Annotated in this window: 16 protein-coding genes and 1 tRNA gene; 12 read left to right on the forward strand and 5 right to left on the reverse strand. The window is 43.1% G+C overall.

Translation table 11 applies throughout. From position 1 onward, the window contains the following. Nucleotides 1-72: 72 nt before the first annotated feature. Nucleotides 73-146 (reverse strand) — tRNA-Arg (locus tag J3L18_RS19580). A gap of 59 nt (nt 147-205) precedes the next feature. Further along, entirely contained in the window at nt 206-667 is a 462-nt protein-coding gene (locus J3L18_RS19585; RefSeq protein WP_129569949.1) for a redoxin domain-containing protein, read from the reverse strand. 264 nt (nt 668-931) lie between these two features. On the opposite strand from J3L18_RS19585, the gene J3L18_RS19590 reads away from it, so the two are divergent. From J3L18_RS19590 to atpC, 3 genes are all read left to right on the forward strand, one after another. Further along, a complete protein-coding gene (locus tag J3L18_RS19590; protein ID WP_129569948.1) occupies nt 932-1,918 on the forward strand; it encodes an NAD(P)H-quinone oxidoreductase in 987 nt (328 codons plus the stop codon). A gap of 174 nt (nt 1,919-2,092) precedes the next feature. Further along, nucleotides 2,093-3,598 carry a F0F1 ATP synthase subunit beta gene (atpD, locus tag J3L18_RS19595; RefSeq protein WP_090530069.1) on the forward strand — a complete coding sequence of 502 codons (1,506 nt, stop codon included), beginning with the start codon at nt 2,093-2,095 and terminating at the stop codon, nt 3,596-3,598. 82 nt (nt 3,599-3,680) lie between these two features. Continuing rightward, nucleotides 3,681-3,932 carry an ATP synthase F1 subunit epsilon gene (gene atpC / locus J3L18_RS19600; RefSeq protein WP_091174059.1) on the forward strand — a complete coding sequence of 84 codons (252 nt, stop codon included), beginning with the start codon at nt 3,681-3,683 and terminating at the stop codon, nt 3,930-3,932. Nucleotides 3,933-4,154: 222 nt separating this feature from the next. Here the strand turns inward: atpC and J3L18_RS19605 are convergent, their stop codons facing one another. From J3L18_RS19605 to J3L18_RS19615, 3 genes are all read right to left on the reverse strand, one after another. After that, nucleotides 4,155-5,660, reverse strand: coding sequence for a TlpA family protein disulfide reductase (locus J3L18_RS19605; RefSeq protein WP_129569947.1), 1,506 nt, complete (start codon nt 5,658-5,660; stop codon nt 4,155-4,157). A 144-nt stretch (nt 5,661-5,804) separates the two neighbouring features. Beyond that, on the reverse strand, nt 5,805-6,161 hold the full coding sequence (locus tag J3L18_RS19610) for a Fic family protein (protein WP_311084055.1): 357 nt from the start codon (nt 6,159-6,161) through the stop codon (nt 5,805-5,807). Next, entirely contained in the window at nt 6,148-6,855 is a 708-nt protein-coding gene (locus J3L18_RS19615; RefSeq protein ID WP_129569946.1) for an ankyrin repeat domain-containing protein, read from the reverse strand. Before J3L18_RS19615 ends, J3L18_RS19610 begins: the two co-directional genes overlap by 14 nt. Nucleotides 6,856-7,245: 390 nt before the next feature. On the opposite strand from J3L18_RS19615, the gene ilvD reads away from it, so the two are divergent. From ilvD to leuB, 9 genes are all read left to right on the forward strand, one after another. Beyond that, nucleotides 7,246-8,952: a dihydroxy-acid dehydratase gene (gene ilvD, locus J3L18_RS19620; RefSeq protein WP_175490025.1), complete on the forward strand. Its 1,707-nt coding sequence runs from the start codon at nt 7,246-7,248 to the stop codon at nt 8,950-8,952. 142 nt (nt 8,953-9,094) lie between these two features. Then, nucleotides 9,095-10,831: a biosynthetic-type acetolactate synthase large subunit gene (gene ilvB / locus J3L18_RS19625; RefSeq protein ID WP_129569945.1), complete on the forward strand. Its 1,737-nt coding sequence runs from the start codon at nt 9,095-9,097 to the stop codon at nt 10,829-10,831. A gap of 21 nt (nt 10,832-10,852) precedes the next feature. Beyond that, nucleotides 10,853-11,455, forward strand: coding sequence for an acetolactate synthase small subunit (ilvN, locus tag J3L18_RS19630; protein ID WP_090530083.1), 603 nt, complete (start codon nt 10,853-10,855; stop codon nt 11,453-11,455). 201 nt (nt 11,456-11,656) lie between these two features. After that, nucleotides 11,657-12,715, forward strand: a complete 1,059-nt coding sequence (ilvC, locus tag J3L18_RS19635; RefSeq protein WP_090531289.1) for a ketol-acid reductoisomerase — start codon at nt 11,657-11,659, stop codon at nt 12,713-12,715. A gap of 219 nt (nt 12,716-12,934) precedes the next feature. Continuing rightward, the gene (gene leuC / locus J3L18_RS19640; protein WP_091174069.1) at nt 12,935-14,350 is read left to right on the forward strand and encodes a 3-isopropylmalate dehydratase large subunit; all 1,416 of its coding nucleotides are present in this window, start codon (nt 12,935-12,937) and stop codon (nt 14,348-14,350) included. 35 nt (nt 14,351-14,385) lie between these two features. Then, a complete protein-coding gene (locus J3L18_RS19645) occupies nt 14,386-14,799 on the forward strand; it encodes a GxxExxY protein (RefSeq protein WP_091174072.1) in 414 nt (137 codons plus the stop codon). 57 nt (nt 14,800-14,856) lie between these two features. Continuing rightward, nucleotides 14,857-15,447, forward strand: a complete 591-nt coding sequence (leuD, locus tag J3L18_RS19650) for a 3-isopropylmalate dehydratase small subunit (RefSeq protein ID WP_090530089.1) — start codon at nt 14,857-14,859, stop codon at nt 15,445-15,447. Between the two features lie 87 nt (nt 15,448-15,534). After that, nucleotides 15,535-16,332, forward strand: a complete 798-nt coding sequence (locus J3L18_RS19655) for a methyltransferase domain-containing protein (protein WP_129569944.1) — start codon at nt 15,535-15,537, stop codon at nt 16,330-16,332. A 58-nt stretch (nt 16,333-16,390) separates the two neighbouring features. Continuing rightward, nucleotides 16,391-17,461, forward strand: a complete 1,071-nt coding sequence (gene leuB, locus J3L18_RS19660; protein ID WP_129570011.1) for a 3-isopropylmalate dehydrogenase — start codon at nt 16,391-16,393, stop codon at nt 17,459-17,461. Nucleotides 17,462-17,498: the final 37 nt, after the last annotated feature.

Below are 17,498 nucleotides of genomic sequence, written 5' to 3' on the forward strand. Positions count from 1 at the left end.
GTAATACAACAGAAAGGCTTACAGTTAATTTGCACCAGCGGTGGAAAAATTCCGGACTGCAGTGCTTTGTTGTGCACTCGAAGGGAGTCGAACCCCTAACCTTCTGATCCGTAGTCAGATGCTCTATCCAATTGAGCTACGAGTGCTTTCCGAAATGGAATGCAAAGATAGATTTTTAAACTTTCGCTGCAAACTTTTATTCAAATTATTTTACAATTTCGGCAATAGCCTCAAAATTTGGCAGTTGGCCGGCATCTTCAAGTACATCGGCATAAATGATATTCTGCTCTTCGTCAATTACAAAGGCGGCGCGCTTTGAAACACCCTTAAGCCCCATCACAAACTGGTCATAAATAGCACCATAAGCCGTAGATACTTCTTTGTTAAAATCAGAAAGCAGATCGAACTGATAATTGTTCTCTTCTTTAAACTTAGCTAAAGTAAAAGGCGAATCAACAGAAATGCCCAATATAGTAGCGTTTAAACCATCATAGTATCCAAAGCTATCGCGCATGGTGCAAAGCTGCGTGGTACAAACGCCTGTAAACGCTAAAGGGAAAAAGTGGATCACGACCTTACGGCCTTTAAAATCGGCTAATGAAACGGTTTTTAAGGCCGATGATATTAAAATGAACTGAGGGGCGGGCTGGCCAATCTGTAATGACATACGTATTTGTTTTATACTGCAAATAAATCGTATTTAAATCTCACTTTCTAATTTTGCCGATAATTCTAATGTCAATTTATATGAAAACTACAAGCAGAAAGCGCAAACCCTAAAGCCGAAAGAACACTTATAAATACTATTTAATTACTTTATCTAATATCCAATATATAGACAGTATGTAATTCCCTGAAAACTACTGGTGCCATTTACTATTAAACAAACATCCAAATCTTTATAACGGTTACTAATACTGATATTTAATCTATGAAAGCAATAGTGATTACCCACCCTGGCAGCCCGGAAGTTTTACAGCTTACGGAAAGACCAAAGCCTGTTATCACTCACAACGAAGTATTGATAAAAGTAATGGCGGCAGGCATTAACCGGCCCGATGTTTTTCAACGTAAAGGCAATTATCCCCCACCTGCCACTGCACCTGCGGACATCCCCGGACTGGAGGTAGCCGGTACCGTTGCCGACATTGGCGAAGCGGTTACCCGTTGGAAACCGGGCGACAAAGTTTGCGCACTCATTACCGGCGGTGGCTATGCCGAATATTGTAAAGCGCCCGAAGGCCAGTGCCTGCCTGTTCCTTCCAATTTAAGTTTCCCTGAAGCTGCTTCTCTCCCCGAAACATTTTTTACCGTTTGGAGCAATGTTTTTGATCGCGGCAGCCTTCAACCCGGCGAATCATTATTGGTGCATGGTGGCTCAAGCGGTATTGGCGTTGCAGCTATCCAAATGGCCAAAGCTTTAGGCAGTACCGTTTATGTAACAGCCGGATCTGATGAAAAATGCAGTTTCTGTGAGCAGCTTGGCGCGGATAAAGCCATCAACTATAAAACGACTGATTTTAAAGACGCGATCAATTCGCTTACCGATGGTACAGGCGTTAATGTGATCCTGGATATGATTGGCGGCAACTATATGCCTGGCAATATCGATTCGCTGGCTGTTGAGGGGCGGCTGGTCATGATCAACGCAATGAATGGCCGCGAAGTACAGCTTGATTTGGGCAAAGTAATGGCAAAAAGACTAATCATTACCGGATCGATGCTACGCAGCAGGGAAACGGCTTTCAAAGCAGCTATCGCCCAAAACCTCGAACAAAAAATATGGCCATTGTTATTATCGGGAAAAATCCGGCCCATAGTGTACAAAACTTTTGATGCAGGCGAGGCCGCCGAGGCTCATAAACTAATGGAGAGCAGCACTCATACAGGCAAAATTGTTTTGACTTTTGCGCAATAAATGCAAACAATTATCAATGTTGAAATTATCCTTCAAAAATCTTAAAACACTATGTAAATAATTGGATAGAAATCTTAACTTTGCGCCTCTGAAATAGCATCTTATACATTCCTGTTACAAATGATGTATGTTGCTGTTCAGTAAAAGCATTTTTTAAAAAACACCAGGTTATATATGCCAAACATTGGAAAAATTTCAAGGATCATTGGTCCGGTAGTCGACGTAAGTTTCGCTGATGACGCTCATCTTCCTAAAATTTATGACGCATTAGAGATCACGAAAGACAATGGCCAAAAAGTTATTTTAGAGGTTCAGCAGCACTTAGGCGAAGACCGTGTACGTGCTATCGCGATGGACTCGACCGACGGCTTGTTACGCGGTATGAAGGTATTGGATACCGAAGCTGCTATCAAAATGCCGGTAGGCGATAATATCAAAGGTCGTGTATTTAACGTGGTAGGTGATGCTATCGACGGTATCCCGAATCTTGACAAAGTAAATGGTCGTCCTATTCACGCAACCCCTCCAAGGTTTGAAGACCTATCTACCGAAACTGAAGTACTTTTTACAGGTATTAAAGTTATCGACCTTTTAGAGCCTTATGCAAAAGGTGGTAAAATTGGTTTGTTTGGTGGTGCCGGTGTAGGTAAAACGGTATTAATCCAGGAACTGATCAACAACATCGCAAAAGCTTATGCAGGTTTATCTGTATTTGCCGGTGTTGGTGAGCGTACACGTGAAGGTAATGACCTTTTACGTGAGATGCTTGAATCAGGCATTATAAAATATGGCGACGCTTTCATGCATTCAATGGAAGAAGGCGGTTGGGACTTAACTAAAGTTGATACCGAAGCCATGAAAGATTCAAAAGCAACATTCGTATTCGGTCAAATGAACGAGCCGCCGGGTGCACGTGCACGTGTGGCCCTTTCAGGCTTAACAATTGCCGAGTACTTCCGTGACGGTGATGAAGATGGTAAAGGCCGTGATATCCTTTTCTTTATCGATAACATTTTCCGTTTTACACAGGCAGGTTCAGAAGTATCAGCGCTTTTAGGTCGTATGCCATCAGCAGTAGGTTACCAGCCAACGCTGGCAACTGAGATGGGTACCATGCAGGAGCGTATCACTTCAACCAAACGTGGTTCGATCACTTCAGTACAGGCCGTTTACGTACCTGCGGATGACTTGACTGACCCGGCACCGGCTACAACCTTCGCCCACTTAGATGCTACTACCGTACTTTCACGTAAAATTGCCGAGCTTGGTATTTATCCTGCAGTGGATCCATTGGATTCAACCTCACGTATCCTTAGCCCAGCTGTTTTAGGTGATGAGCACTACAATACAGCTCAACGCGTTAAAGAGACTTTACAACGCTACAAAGAACTTCAGGATATCATCGCCATCCTTGGTATGGACGAGCTTTCTGAAGAAGATAAGTTAGTTGTATCACGCGCTCGTCGTGTTCAGCGTTTCTTGTCACAACCATTCCACGTTGCTGAGCAGTTCACCGGCTTAAAAGGTGTACTGGTTGACATTAAAGATACCATCAAAGGTTTCAACATGATCATGGACGGTGAAGTTGACGAGTATCCTGAAGCAGCTTTCAACTTAGTTGGCAGCATTGAAGATGCTATTGAAAAAGGCAAAAAGCTGTTGGCTGAAGCTAACTCTTAATAAGAAGCAAGAAAATAAGACTCAAGAATCAAGAACAGGAAAAGCCTGGCTCTTGATTCTTAAATCTTGAATCTCAAAAAGCATGACATTAGAAATTCTTACTCCCGATAAAAAAGTTTACGAAGGCGAGGCCACCTCAGTAACCTTACCTGGTGCTTTGGGATTATTTGAAATACTGAACAACCACGCCCCAATCATTTCCACCCTTCAGGATGGCAAACTTACCGTACGCGGTGGTGCAGCTAAAGAAGAAGTGTTTTTTATTAAAGGCGGTGTTGTTGAAGCATTAAACAATAAAGTAACTGTTTTAGCCGAAGGTATTCAGCACAAATAGGCGCTACTTTATAAATTTATAAAGCCCGGATAAGCTTTTATCCGGGCTTTTTTGTACCCTTTTTTGGGGAGGATACGTAAACGCCATTTTTGTAAAGTACGAAGCAATCTCCTATTAGCAGAGCGGCCCATGCAAACAAACTACCCTGTAATTGCCCTGGGGATTGCTTCATACCTTACAATCAATAATGACCTAATTCTTTATCAATCATAACCTTTCTGGTTAATGCGCTTGTTTCAAAGCCTTGTCAAGCTCTGCTGTAAGTGTATACCCGGATGATGGCCTTTCGCTGTTATTATTTACAATCTTGCCATCGGTTCCGATTGTAATATAATGAGGGATACCTGTTACGTTATATTTTTGACATACCGGGTTTCTTGTCCAGCCCTCTGCAATGAGGTTGACACCACTTACATTTAATGAGGCCAAACTACTTTTCCACGCTTTCTCGTCCGAATCAACACAGATGTTCAGGAACACTACATTCTTATCTTTATACTGCTCGTGCAAAGCTGCAGTCGTGTTCTTTATTTCGTAAACGCAAGGGCCGCATCCTACGCCCCAAAAATCGATATACACTACTTTTCCCCGGAAGCTTTTCAAGGACACCACCTCACCCTTATCATTCTTCAAACTAAATTCAGGCGCCAGATTACCGGGTTTTAATTGCCGTACTGTTGCATAAAATTGCGCAAGAGTATCTGCATATCTTGGCGTTTTAACCTTAGTTTTAAAATCCTTGTAGATGTTCTCAGCATCGTCAAACGAATAGTAACCAAAATCCATCTCTATGGCTTTCGTTATAAACCAGTCACGGAACTCAATTAAATGGAGATTGGCCAGCCCCAGATAATATTCATCCCACGCAGGAGTAAAGGGCGTTAATTTCTTATCCCAATCCGATCCTATTATAGTTGTATTATTCAGTCCCTTATAAAATCGGACGTAGTTAAAAATAAATTCTTTGTAGCTATTGCTGTTTTTAAAAGAAAACTCTGATTGGGCGTGATATGCTCCGGCAGGAAATTGCTGATTGAGCGCTTTTCCTGTAGCAGAGGTGTCGTTTATATGCAACTCATATTTAGATAACAAGTGATGGCTATTCAAAAAACCAACGTACTGATAATAAACATCAGTAATTAACTTCTGACTTTCGGGATGATCAAGATGCACCGCGGCTGTCATCATCACTTTATTATATAACTTATTGATCTTCTCAAACTTTGCGGAATCGGTGAGTTTATTATCATATAAGGACTGTCCCAAATCCATCAACTCTTTACGGTAGAGATTATACATCAGCATCATGGTTTGCAACCGCTCGTTTGTATGCTGGAAAGGAGAGGTGATGCGGAATGTGTTTTTAAAGTCCTTATTATCCCAACTAAGTAACAGGGTATCGTTCCTTTGGGCGCAAACGGTGATAGCATCGTCATTGAGGTACAGATAGATATCTTCGGTATCTCCGTCAATATTTATAGCTGTATTGAAATTGCCGTCCTTATCAACAGGTATCGTTAATGAGTAATTAGTTAAATCGCCGGTTACAGCCATCTCCCAATATTTATCAGTAAAGTTTTTGACGTTCCCTTTAATTACAGCCGTAGCTTTAGGAGTTGAGACAATTAGCGGCTTATTTTCAGCAACAGCTTTAACAGGTTTCTTTTTTATCTGGGCATTTGCCGTTGCTACTAAGAGCAGTAGAATTATACAGGTTAGGTTTTTCATTCAGGGTGACAGGGTTAGATTATGTCAAATATAAAGAAATAAACTATTCGAATAAATCAACTCTTATTTTTAATTCTACAACTTAGGATTCATACTTACCATTTTACGGGGCGCAAATGTGCAGAATAATGGGTACTGAACTATTTAAAGAGATTGAGGCAACACCTGCAAAAAAGGCAGAGCCGCAGAATAATCCAGCAACTCATATTCCAGTCCCAGCAGCCTGATGTTATTGATGGTCATAGTGATATTTTTCCGCTTGCAGGAACCAGGCTTTAAGACCGAGCTTTCGGATATGAACCATTTTTCAAACAGGCGTGCAGTACGTCCATTGCCATCTTCAAAAGGATGGATCTTCACAAATATCAAGTGGATCATTGAGGCAGAAAAGAATGCTTCCGGAACGGCCAACTTAGCTTGCAATAACAGCTCGATATCATTAAAAAGCAACTCCAGTTTTTGTTCGACCAAATCAGACGAAGCCTCGCTAAAGCAAATCACAGATTTCTTTGTAACCGTTGCTTTTAGCAGCATCGCAAATACTCACCCCATCCTTATTAATAAAGGTTTTATCGGCATGATGCTGTAGCAATAATTTAACTATTTCGGCCCGGCCCTGTTTAGCGGCTAAAAACAAAGCCGTTTCGCTATTCCGATTTACCGGGTTTGGGTCGGCACCTTTTTCAAGCAGTAACTTTATCACATCATAGTGCCCCTTATAAGAGGCTATTAATAACGGGGTAGATTTATCTGCCGCTTTACAATTTACATCAACTCCTTTGGTTAACAGCAAGGCAACCGTTGCTGCCTGTCCGTTTCTTGATGCTATAATGATGGGGTTCCAATTGTGCTCGTCTTTAGCATTAATATCTGCACCTTTTTCAATCAGGTAGGCGGCCATTTCGGTACTGCCGCTTTGGCAAGTCACCATCAGGGGTGTCCAATTTGATTTTGGAACAAGGCTTAAATCAGCTCCCGCTTCCACCAACATCTTTACAGCTTTAAGATCGTTTTGCCCTACTGCTTTAAGCAAGGGTGTCATATCATTTTTACCTCTTATGTTTATATTCTTTGGTGATTTCAATAATTCGGAAAGCTGATCGTAATTTTTGTTTTCGATGGCGGTAAATGCATCTTGCGAGAAACTTTTTGTTACGCTAAATAGCAGTAATGTCAGGATTAGGATTTTGTTCATTGTAAGTATATGATATTAATGCCTGAAACTAATCATCTATCAACTTCCATTAGCACAGCCGGATACTTTTTTTTTAAAGTTAAATTATCTTTCCTCCCATTTCAGGCAGAAAATCGACAACTTGCTATGCATGCATAAAAAACATACCGAATACCGTTTTAAACTTTGGTCTATTTTGTAAAATATTTTATATCTTTATGAACAAATTTTACAAAATTAAATTCTATAAAATCAAAATAATTAAAATTAAATACTTATTTTAAAAAATCAGAAATGACTATTGCTATTGCATGATGCTATGGCTACCTTACATATATTGATTTTCGATACCAAGTAAACCAGTATCATCAACAAAAATTAAATACTAAAACTGTCTACATATCTAATAAAATGAGTTCATCATCAGATACCACCAACGCTATAGAATTGAACAAGTATAGCAAAACATTTACCCAGGACCCAACACAGCCTGCCGCACAGGCCATGCTTTACGGGATCGGCTTAACAGACGATGATATGCGCAAAGCACAGGTCGGCGTGGCCAGTATGGGTTACGATGGTAACACTTGCAACATGCACCTCAATGACCTGGCTAAGCTGGTTAAACAAGGTATCTGGGATGAAGACATGGTAGGCCTGATATTCCATACTATTGGCGTAAGCGATGGCATGAGCAACGGTACCGAAGGTATGCGTTACTCATTGGTGAGCCGCGATATCATTGCCGACTCAATTGAGGCTGTTACCGGCGCTCAGTACTATGATGGCTTAATTACCCTGCCGGGTTGTGATAAAAACATGCCAGGTTCCATCATGGCTATGGGCCGTTTAAATCGTCCTTCAATCATGGTTTACGGTGGAACTATTAAACCGGGTCATTGGAAAGGCGAAGATTTGAATATTGTATCGGCATTTGAGGCTTTGGGTAAAAAGATTGCCGGCCAGATTGATGATGTTGATTTTATGGGCGTTATTAAAAACGCCTGTCCAAGCGCAGGTGCCTGCGGTGGTATCTATACAGCTAACACGATGGCTGCAGCTATTGAGGCATTGGGTATGAGTTTACCGTATTCATCATCAAACCCTGCTCTAAGCGCTGAGAAAAAAGCAGAATGCCTTGCCGCCGGTAAAGCTATCAAGGTGTTGTTAGAAAAGGATATTAAACCATCAGATATCATGACCCGTGAGGCATTTGAAAATGCTATCGTTGTGATCATGGTACTGGGCGGTTCAACCAACGCGGTATTGCACCTGATTGCAATGGCAAAAAGCGTTGACGTTAAATTAACCCAGGATGATTTCCAGGCTGTAAGTAACCGGATCCCGGTACTGGCCGATATGAAACCAAGCGGTAAATACATGATGGAAGACCTGCACAACATTGGCGGTGTTCCGGCTGTAATGAAATACTGTTTAGAGCAGGGCTGGTTACATGGTGATTGCCTTACTGTTACCGGTAAAACCATTGCCGAAAACCTTGCTGAAATCCCGGCCCTGGAGTTTGAGACTCAAAAGATCATCAAACCGAAAGAAAACCCGATCAAAGCTACCGGCCACCTGCAAATTCTGTACGGAAACCTTGCCGAAGGTGGCAGCGTTGCTAAAATCACCGGTAAAGAAGGTGAACGTTTCACCGGCCCTGCCCGTGTATTTGATGGCGAGTTTGAACTGATTGCCGGTATCCAGAGCGGCCGTGTTAAAAAAGGTGACGTTGTGGTGATCCGCAACGTGGGCCCTAAAGGCGCGCCGGGCATGCCGGAAATGCTAAAACCAACCTCAGCCATATTCGGTGCCGGTTTGGGTAGTTCAGTTGCATTAATTACAGATGGACGCTTTAGCGGCGGTACGCATGGCTTCGTCGTCGGTCACATCACACCCGAGGCTTACGATGGCGGGTTTATAGCGATGGTAAAAGACGATGATATCATTAATATTGATGCTGTTGCCAATACTATAAACGTTTCGCTACCGCAAGAAGAAATAGCCGCACGCCGTGCCGCATGGCAAAAACCGGCGCTGAAGGTTACCAAGGGTGTGTTATACCGTTACGCTAAAAACGTGACTACCGCTGCCGAAGGCTGCGTTACCGACGAATAATTAATAAACAAAATGGCTTATTATAAAAGCCATGAATGAATAAAGTGAACACAAATTAAGCCCGTTCATTTTAGCAAATTAGAGACAGATAGAATAAATCAGTTTAGCACCAAAAAGTGCTATGAATATAAAAAATACAGGTATGGAAACTGCACAAGAAACCTTAACCGCGCCAGCCGCCACCGAAACCGTAAACGTTTCTGGATCGGTAGCATTATTGGAAGCATTGATAGCCGAAGGTACCGATACCATTTTTGGTTACCCAGGAGGCGCTATCATGCCCATTTATGATGCTTTGTTTGATTATAATGATAAACTGAACCATATACTGGTACGCCACGAACAGGGCGGCATTCACGCCGGCCAGGGTTATGCACGTACATCGGGCAAAGTGGGTGTGGTATTTGCCACCAGCGGCCCGGGCGCTACCAACCTGGTAACAGGCTTGGCCGATGCCCAGATCGACAGCACCCCGTTGGTTTGTATTACCGGTCAGGTTTTCGCGCACCTTTTAGGTACCGATGCCTTCCAGGAAACTGATGTGATCAACATTACCACTCCGGTTACCAAATGGAACTACCAGGTAACTGATGCCACCGAAATCCCGGAAGTTATTGCCAAGGCATTTTATATTGCCCGTAGCGGCAGGCCAGGTCCGGTATTGATAGATATTACTAAAAACGCGCAGATCCAGCTGTTTGACTTTGCAGGCTACAAACCTTGCGATCATATCCGCAGCTACAGGCCGAAACCAATTGTTCGTCCGCAATATATTGAGCAGGCTGCTGAGTTGATCAACAGTGCTAAAAAGCCATTCATCCTGTTTGGTCAGGGTGTTATTTTGGGCAGTGCCGAGCAGGAGTTTAAAGCCTTTGTTGAAAAAAGTGGTATCCCAGCCGCCTGGACAGTACTTGGTGCAGGCGCTATCCCTTCAGACCATCCGTTAAATGTAGGTATGCTGGGCATGCATGGCAACTACGGCCCTAACGTTTTAACTAACGAGTGCGATGTATTGATCGCGATAGGTATGCGTTTTGACGACCGTGTAACCGGTCGCCTGGATAAATATGCTAAACAAGCAAAAGTTGTTCACTTAGATATTGACCCTGCCGAGATCGACAAAAACGTAAAATCAACCGTACCGGTTTGGGGCGATTGCAAGGAAACACTTCCATTGCTGACCAAGGCCATCGAAAAGAAAGAACATACAGAATGGTTAGCTAAATTCAATGATTACACCCGCCAGGAAGTTGAGGCCGTTATCCATAACGAACTTAATCCAACTACGCCTGAAATGACTATGGGTGAGGTAATCAAACAGCTTAACGAGATTACCAAAGGCGAGGCAGTTATCGTTACCGACGTAGGTCAGCACCAAATGGTAGCATGTCGCTACGCTAAGTTTAACAATACCCGCAGCAACGTAACCAGCGGTGGTTTAGGAACCATGGGTTTTGCATTGCCTGCTGCTATAGGCGCTAAATTTGGCGCTCAGGATCGTACTGTAGTAGCTATTATTGGCGATGGAGGTTTCCAGATGACCTGCCAGGAATTGGGTACTATTATGCAAAGCGGTATCGATGTAAAAATTATCATCCTTAATAACCGCTTCCTGGGTATGGTAAGACAATGGCAGGAATTATTTAATCAGCGCCGTTACTCATTTGTTGATATTCAAAGTCCGGATTTTGTGGCATTAGCCGCAGCATACCGCATCCCGGGCAAATTAGTTGATGACCGTGCAGATTTGACTGCAGCATTAAATGAAATGCTAACCGCACCGGGATCATTCCTTTTAGAAATAATGGTTACCAAAGAGAATAACGTATTCCCGATGGTGCCACAAGGATGCAGCGTAAGCGAGATCAGGTTAAAGTAAGCCCTCTAAAAAAACAGAATCATGAGCGAAGCAGAAAAAAAACAGGAATTTAACATCACCATATATACCGAAAACCAAATTGGTTTATTAAGCAGGATAGCTATTATATTTACACGCCGTAAAATCAATATCGACAGCCTGAATACTTCTCCGTCGGAGATTGAAAGTATTCACCGTTTCAATATTGTAATTAACGAATATGAAGAGGTAGTACGTAAGCTTACCCGCCAGATAGAAAAACAGGTTGAGGTGTTAAAAGCATATTATCACACCAACGAAGATGTGATTTGGCAGGAATTAGCGTTATATAAGGTATCAACCGATGTAATTGCCGAAAAGGTTAGCGTTGAGCGTTTACTACGCGAAAACGGTGCTCGCGCGGTAGTGATCCGTAAGGACTACACCGTGTTTGAAACCACCGGTCACCGCGAGGAAACCGATAACCTGATCAACATACTACAACCTTACGGCCTGATTGAGTTTGTACGCAGCGCCCGTGTTGCTATCATTAAAGACAGTGAAGGCTTTAACAGCAAACTGCGCGAATTTGAAAGGCTTGAACCAGGTGAAGAGGTAATCGAAAATGAATACCTTAACCAGGGCGAGAAGGTGTTTACGATGTAGAGCACAAAGCTTAAGGCCGAAAGCCGAAAGCTAAAAAAAAAACGTCATTGCGAGGTACAAAGCAATCCCAAACTATACGGGGGATTACTTTGTACCTCGCAATGACGGGATTAATAAAAAGAACAAAAACTTAAATTACTCAATACAAATAAAATCGGTGAGATCACCACTGTTCGGTGAAATCACAAAAATCAAAAAACAATGGCAAAACTAAATTTCGGCGGCACTGAAGAAAACGTAGTAACCCGCGAAGAGTTCCCTTTATCAAAAGCTCAGGAAGTATTAAAAGATGAAGTAGTAGCGGTAATTGGCTACGGTGTACAAGGTCCGGGCCAGGCCCTGAACCAAAAAGACAATGGTATCAACGTAATTGTTGGTCAGCGTAAAGGCACTAAAACTTGGGATAAAGCTATCAGCGATGGTTTTGTACCCGGCGAAACACTTTTTGAAATTGAAGAAGCCTTGCAAAGGGGAACTGTGATTTGCTACTTATTGAGCGATGCAGCCCAGATTGCGTTATGGCCAACTGTTAAAAAACACTTAACCCCAGGCAAAGCTTTATATTTCTCTCATGGCTTTGGTATCACTTTCAACGAGCAAACTGGCATCGTACCTCCTGCTGATGTTGACGTGTTCCTGGTTGCTCCTAAAGGTTCAGGTACTTCATTACGCCGTATGTTCCTGCAAGGCCGTGGCTTAAACTCAAGCTATGCCATCTTCCAGGATGCTACCGGTAAAGCTTTTGATCGTGTTATCGCTTTAGGTATCGCTGTAGGTAGCGGTTACTTATTCGAAACCAACTTCAAAAAAGAAGTATATAGCGATTTAACCGGCGAGCGTGGTACTTTGATGGGTTGCGTTCAGGGTATCTTTGCTGCTCAGTACGATGTATTGCGTAGCCATGGTCACTCTCCATCTGAAGCATTTAACGAAACTGTTGAAGAGCTTACCCAATCATTAATGCCGCTTGTTGCTGAAAACGGTATGGACTGGATGTACGCCAACTGTTCAACTACTGCTCAACGTGGTGCGCTTGACTGGTGGAAAAAATTCCGTGACGCTACTAAACCAGTATTTGAAGAGCTTTACGAAAGCGTTGCTACAGGCAAAGAGTCACAACGTTCTATCGATTCAAACAGCCAGCCAGATTACCGCGAAAAACTGGATGCCGAACTGAAAGAATTACGCGAAAGCGAATTATGGCAAGCAGGCAAAACCGTACGCAGCTTACGCCCTGAAAACCAGGTTGTAGAAGCGTAATAAATTAGGTGAAAGCCGAAAGGTAAAAGGCGAAAGGCCTTAAAACAAACTCACCAACACGTCATTGCGAGGCACGAAGACAACCGACCGTAGGGAGCTCATTAATACCTATAAAAAACAAATTATAATTATTAATAATCCCAAACTTTACAGATCGGATCTGCCAATCGGGGATTGCTTCGTTCCTCGCAATGACGTTACTAAAGAAAAATAATAAAAATGGGACAAACATTATTTGATAAGATCTGGGATGCGCACGTCGTCAGCAGCAGCGAGGGGTTCCCGGATATTTTGTATATCGATACACATTTCATTCACGAGGTAACCAGTCCGCAGGCATTTGATGGCTTGCGTCAAAGAGGCTTGCCCGTTTTCAGGCCAAAACAAACTGTGGCCACAGCCGATCACAACGTTCCAACCATTGATCAGCACTTACCCATTAAAGAAGAACTTTCACGCTACCAGGTAGATATGCTCACCAAAAACTGTAAAGAGTTTGGTGTTGAGCTATATGGCTTAGGCCACCCGTACCAGGGTATCGTTCACGTTATAGGCCCCGAGCTGGGCATCACCCGTCCGGGTGGTACTTATGTTTGCGGCGACAGTCACACTTCAACTCACGGCGCTTTTGGTGCTATTGCCTTTGGTATAGGCACTTCGCAGGTTGAGCAGGTGTTGGCTACCCAATGTTTACTTCAGTCGCGCCCAAAACGCATGAAAATTGAAGTGAACGGAAAACTACAAAAAGGCGTTGGCGCCAAAGATATTATCCTTTACATCATTGCGCAGATCTCGGCTGCCGGCGGTACCGGTTATGCTGTTGAATATGCAGGTGATACCATCCGCTCGTTGAGCATGGAAGGCCGCATGACCATCTGCAACATGAGTATTGAGATGGGTGCACGTTGCGGACTGATTGCTCCCGACGAAACCACCATCAACTACGTAAAAGGCCGTGAATTTGCTCCTAAAGGTGAAGAATGGGACAAAGCAGTTGCCTACTGGAAAACTTTATACTCTGATGCTGATGCATCTTTTGATGAGGTATTATCCTTTAAAGCTGAAGATATTGAGCCGATGATCACTTACGGAACAAATCCGGGTATGGGCATCGGTGTTACACAACATGTTCCTGAAACTGCTTCATTTGAAGCCAAAGAGCAGGGATCATATAAAAAAGCCCTTGATTACATGGGTCTGCACGATGATGAAACGCTATTGGGCAAACCAATTGATTACGTCTTCATCGGCAGCTGCACCAACTCGCGCATTGAAGACCTACGCCAGGTTGCCGAGTTTGTAAAAGGCAAACATAAAGCCGATAATGTTACTGTATGGGTAGTTCCCGGCTCAAAACAAGTACAGCAGCAGGCTATTGCCGAAGGACTGGACAAAATATTTGATGCCGCAGGCTTCCCGCTTCGCGAACCAGGCTGCAGCGCATGCCTTGGTATGAACGAGGATAAAATCCCGGCAGGTAAATATTGCGTCTCAACCTCAAACCGCAACTTTGAAGGAAGACAAGGGCCAAACAGCCGTACATTCCTTGCAAGCCCGCTTACCGCGGCAGCAAGTGCTATAACAGGTGTGGTTACGGATATAAGGGAATTTCTGAAGGAAGAGGAATTGGTCTGAACTCGAATTTTATAGGAATTGAATGAATTAACAGAATGGAGATTAATAAAAAACGGACACCTGAAGAGTTTAAAGATTGTACGAGCAAAATAATTGGCTGTGCCATGCGTGTGCATTCTACTTTAGGGAACGGTTTCCAGGAAGTAATTTATCAACGAGCCTTAGAAATAGAAATGGGTTTGGAAGGTCTGAGATTCGTCCGGGAAATGGAGATGCCTATCTTTTATCGTAACGAACAAATCGGAACAAGGAGAGTGGATTTCTTTGTCGAAGGCGAAATAATGGTTGAACTGAAGGCTATTGCACAGTTAGAAAACGTTCATTTAGCTCAGGCCATAAATTACCTCGAAGCTTATAACATCCAAACAGGTTTACTCATAAACTTCGGAAGCTTAAGCATGGAGTTTAAAAGATTATTGAATAAAAAATATATCCCAAATCTGAATTAATGATTTTTTTCGATTCGAAAAATTCCCTTAATTCAAAAAATTCGAGTTCAGACAATTATGGCAACTAAAATATTTAAACACATTCAAACCAGCGTGGTGCCTTTGCCTATCGAAAACATCGATACGGATCAAATCATCCCTGCGAGGTTTTTGAAAGCCACTACCCGCGATGGTTTTGGCAATAACTTATTCCGCGATTGGCGTTTTGATGAGAACGATAACCCTAAAGCGGATTTCGTACTTAATCACCCAACTTTTAGCGGTAAGGTATTGGTAGCCGGTAAAAACTTTGGCTGCGGCAGTAGCCGTGAGCATGCTGCCTGGGCTATATCTGACTATGGTTTCGACGCCGTAGTGAGCAGCTTTTTTGCCGATATTTTTAAAGGCAACGCCCTTAATAATGGCTTGTTACCTGTACAGGTAAGCGATGATTTTCTGAAAAAAATCTTCGATGCCGTTTATGCCGATCACAAAGCTGAAGTAGAGATCGACCTGGAAAGCCAGACTATCACCATCTCATCAACCGGCGAAAAAGAAAGCTTCGAGATCAATCCTTACAAAAAAGCCTGCCTGATAAACGGCTACGATGATATCGACTACATTTTAAGCCAAAAAGGCAAAATTGAGGAGTTTGAGTTAGCAAGATAGACCATAGTTTATAGTCCATGGACCATAGATTAAAACTAAGTGGGCTATGGACTATGGACCATCGGCTATGGACAAACAAATGAACTAATGAACCAACAAAAACATATTCAGCGAGAAGGTAAAGGTACCGCCAAATTATTCGACGAACGGAGTTTAGCGAACGATTATGCAACCCTTGCCCCCCTGCTCAGGCCGGGCCTGAAGGTGCTGGATGTTGGTTGTGGTACCGGCGCTATCTCTAAAGATATTGCAGCTTTGATTGGCGAAAGCGGTCATGTTACAGGCATCGATAATACCGAATATTTTATCCAGAGCGGCAAGGAAACTTACGCTTCGGTTCAAAACATGGAGCTCATCTATACCGATCTGTTCAGCTTTGAGCCGGAAGAACAGTACGATCTTATTGTATCGGCCCGCGTTTTACAATGGTTGAGCAATCCAGTTGAGGCTTTGAAAAAAATGTATTCGTTGTTAAAACCTGGTGGTACGGTATCCATTTTGGATTATAACCACGAGGCTTTACAATGGCAACCGCAACCACCGGCAAGCATGCAACGCTTTTATGCTACCTTTTTAAGGTGGCGGGGCGATGCCGGCATGAATAACCATATTGCCGAAGATTTGCCGGAATATTTGCAGGAAGCAGACTTTACCGATATTGAAGTATTTAACGCTGATGAGGTTTATCAAAAAGGCGAGTATAACTTTGAAAGCAAAGCAGGCATCTGGGCAAAAGTAGCCCAATCAAAGCAAATGGTTGAGGAAGGCTATATTGATGATGAATCGCGCTTGCAGGCCATTAACGAGTATACCAGCTGGGTAGAGAACGAGGCCGAGCAAATGGTTATGAAACTAAAAGAAGTACGCGGTGTAAAACCCGAATAAATAAAACATCTATAAAAACAAAAAACCGCTGCCTCAGGCAGAAATTAGGGTTATGGGAATTAAAAAACACATATTAGTAATACCCGGCGACGGGATAGGCCCGGAGGTTACCACCTGGGGTAAAGCAGTTTTAGAAAAAATCGGTCGGGATTTTGGCCACGAATTTACGTTCGACGAAGCCTTGATGGGTCATGCGGGTATCGAGGCAACCGGTAATCCACTGCCTGATGAAACACTGGCTAAAGCTAAAGCAAGCGATGCTATCCTGTTTGGTGCTATCGGTCACATCAAATATGATAATGATCCGTCGGCCAAAGTGCGTCCGGAGCAGGGATTATTAAAGATCCGTAAAGAGCTTGGATTATACGCCAACCTGCGTCCTATTATGCTGTTTGATGAGCTTTTGGATGCATCAAGCCTTAAGCCTGAGATCCTGAAAGGTACCGATATCCTTTTCTTCCGCGAGCTAACCGGCGACGTTTACTTCGGTGAGAAAAAACGCAGCGAAGATCGTAATACAGCATCTGACCTGATGATTTACTCACGTTACGAAGTTGAGCGCATTGCTATTAAAGCATATGAGGCAGCCCGAGTACGTGGTAAAAGGTTATGCTCTGTTGATAAAGCAAATGTACTGGAGGCTTCACGCCTGTGGCGCGAGGTTGTACAGGAAATTGCAAAACAATATCCTGATGTTGAAACAGAGCACATGTTTATTGATAACGCAGCCATGCAGCTGGTTAAAAACCCTAAAAAGTTTGATGTGGTACTAACCGCTAATCTTTTTGGCGATATCCTTACCGACGAAGCATCGCAAATTGCAGGTTCGATGGGTATGCTGGCTTCGGCTTCAGTAGGTGATGGCACAGGATTTTTTGAGCCTATCCATGGTTCGGCACATGATATTGCCGGTCAGGATAAAGCAAACCCGCTGGCATCAATATTATCAGTAGCTTTAATGCTTGAAATTAGTTTCGGCTTAAAAGATGAAGCTAAAAAGATAACAGACGCAATTGATAAAACCCTGAAAGACGGTTACCGCACAGGGGATATCGCTGATGCCAATACTGATAAAGTGAAAATTTTAGGCACTACGGCAATGGGCCAAAAAGTGCTGGAATATTTGTAGGTAGAGATTAGAGACCGGAGCTTGGAGATTAGGCAAT

Source organism: Mucilaginibacter gossypii, from assembly GCF_017569325.2.
Classification (GTDB): domain Bacteria; phylum Bacteroidota; class Bacteroidia; order Sphingobacteriales; family Sphingobacteriaceae; genus Mucilaginibacter; species Mucilaginibacter gossypii.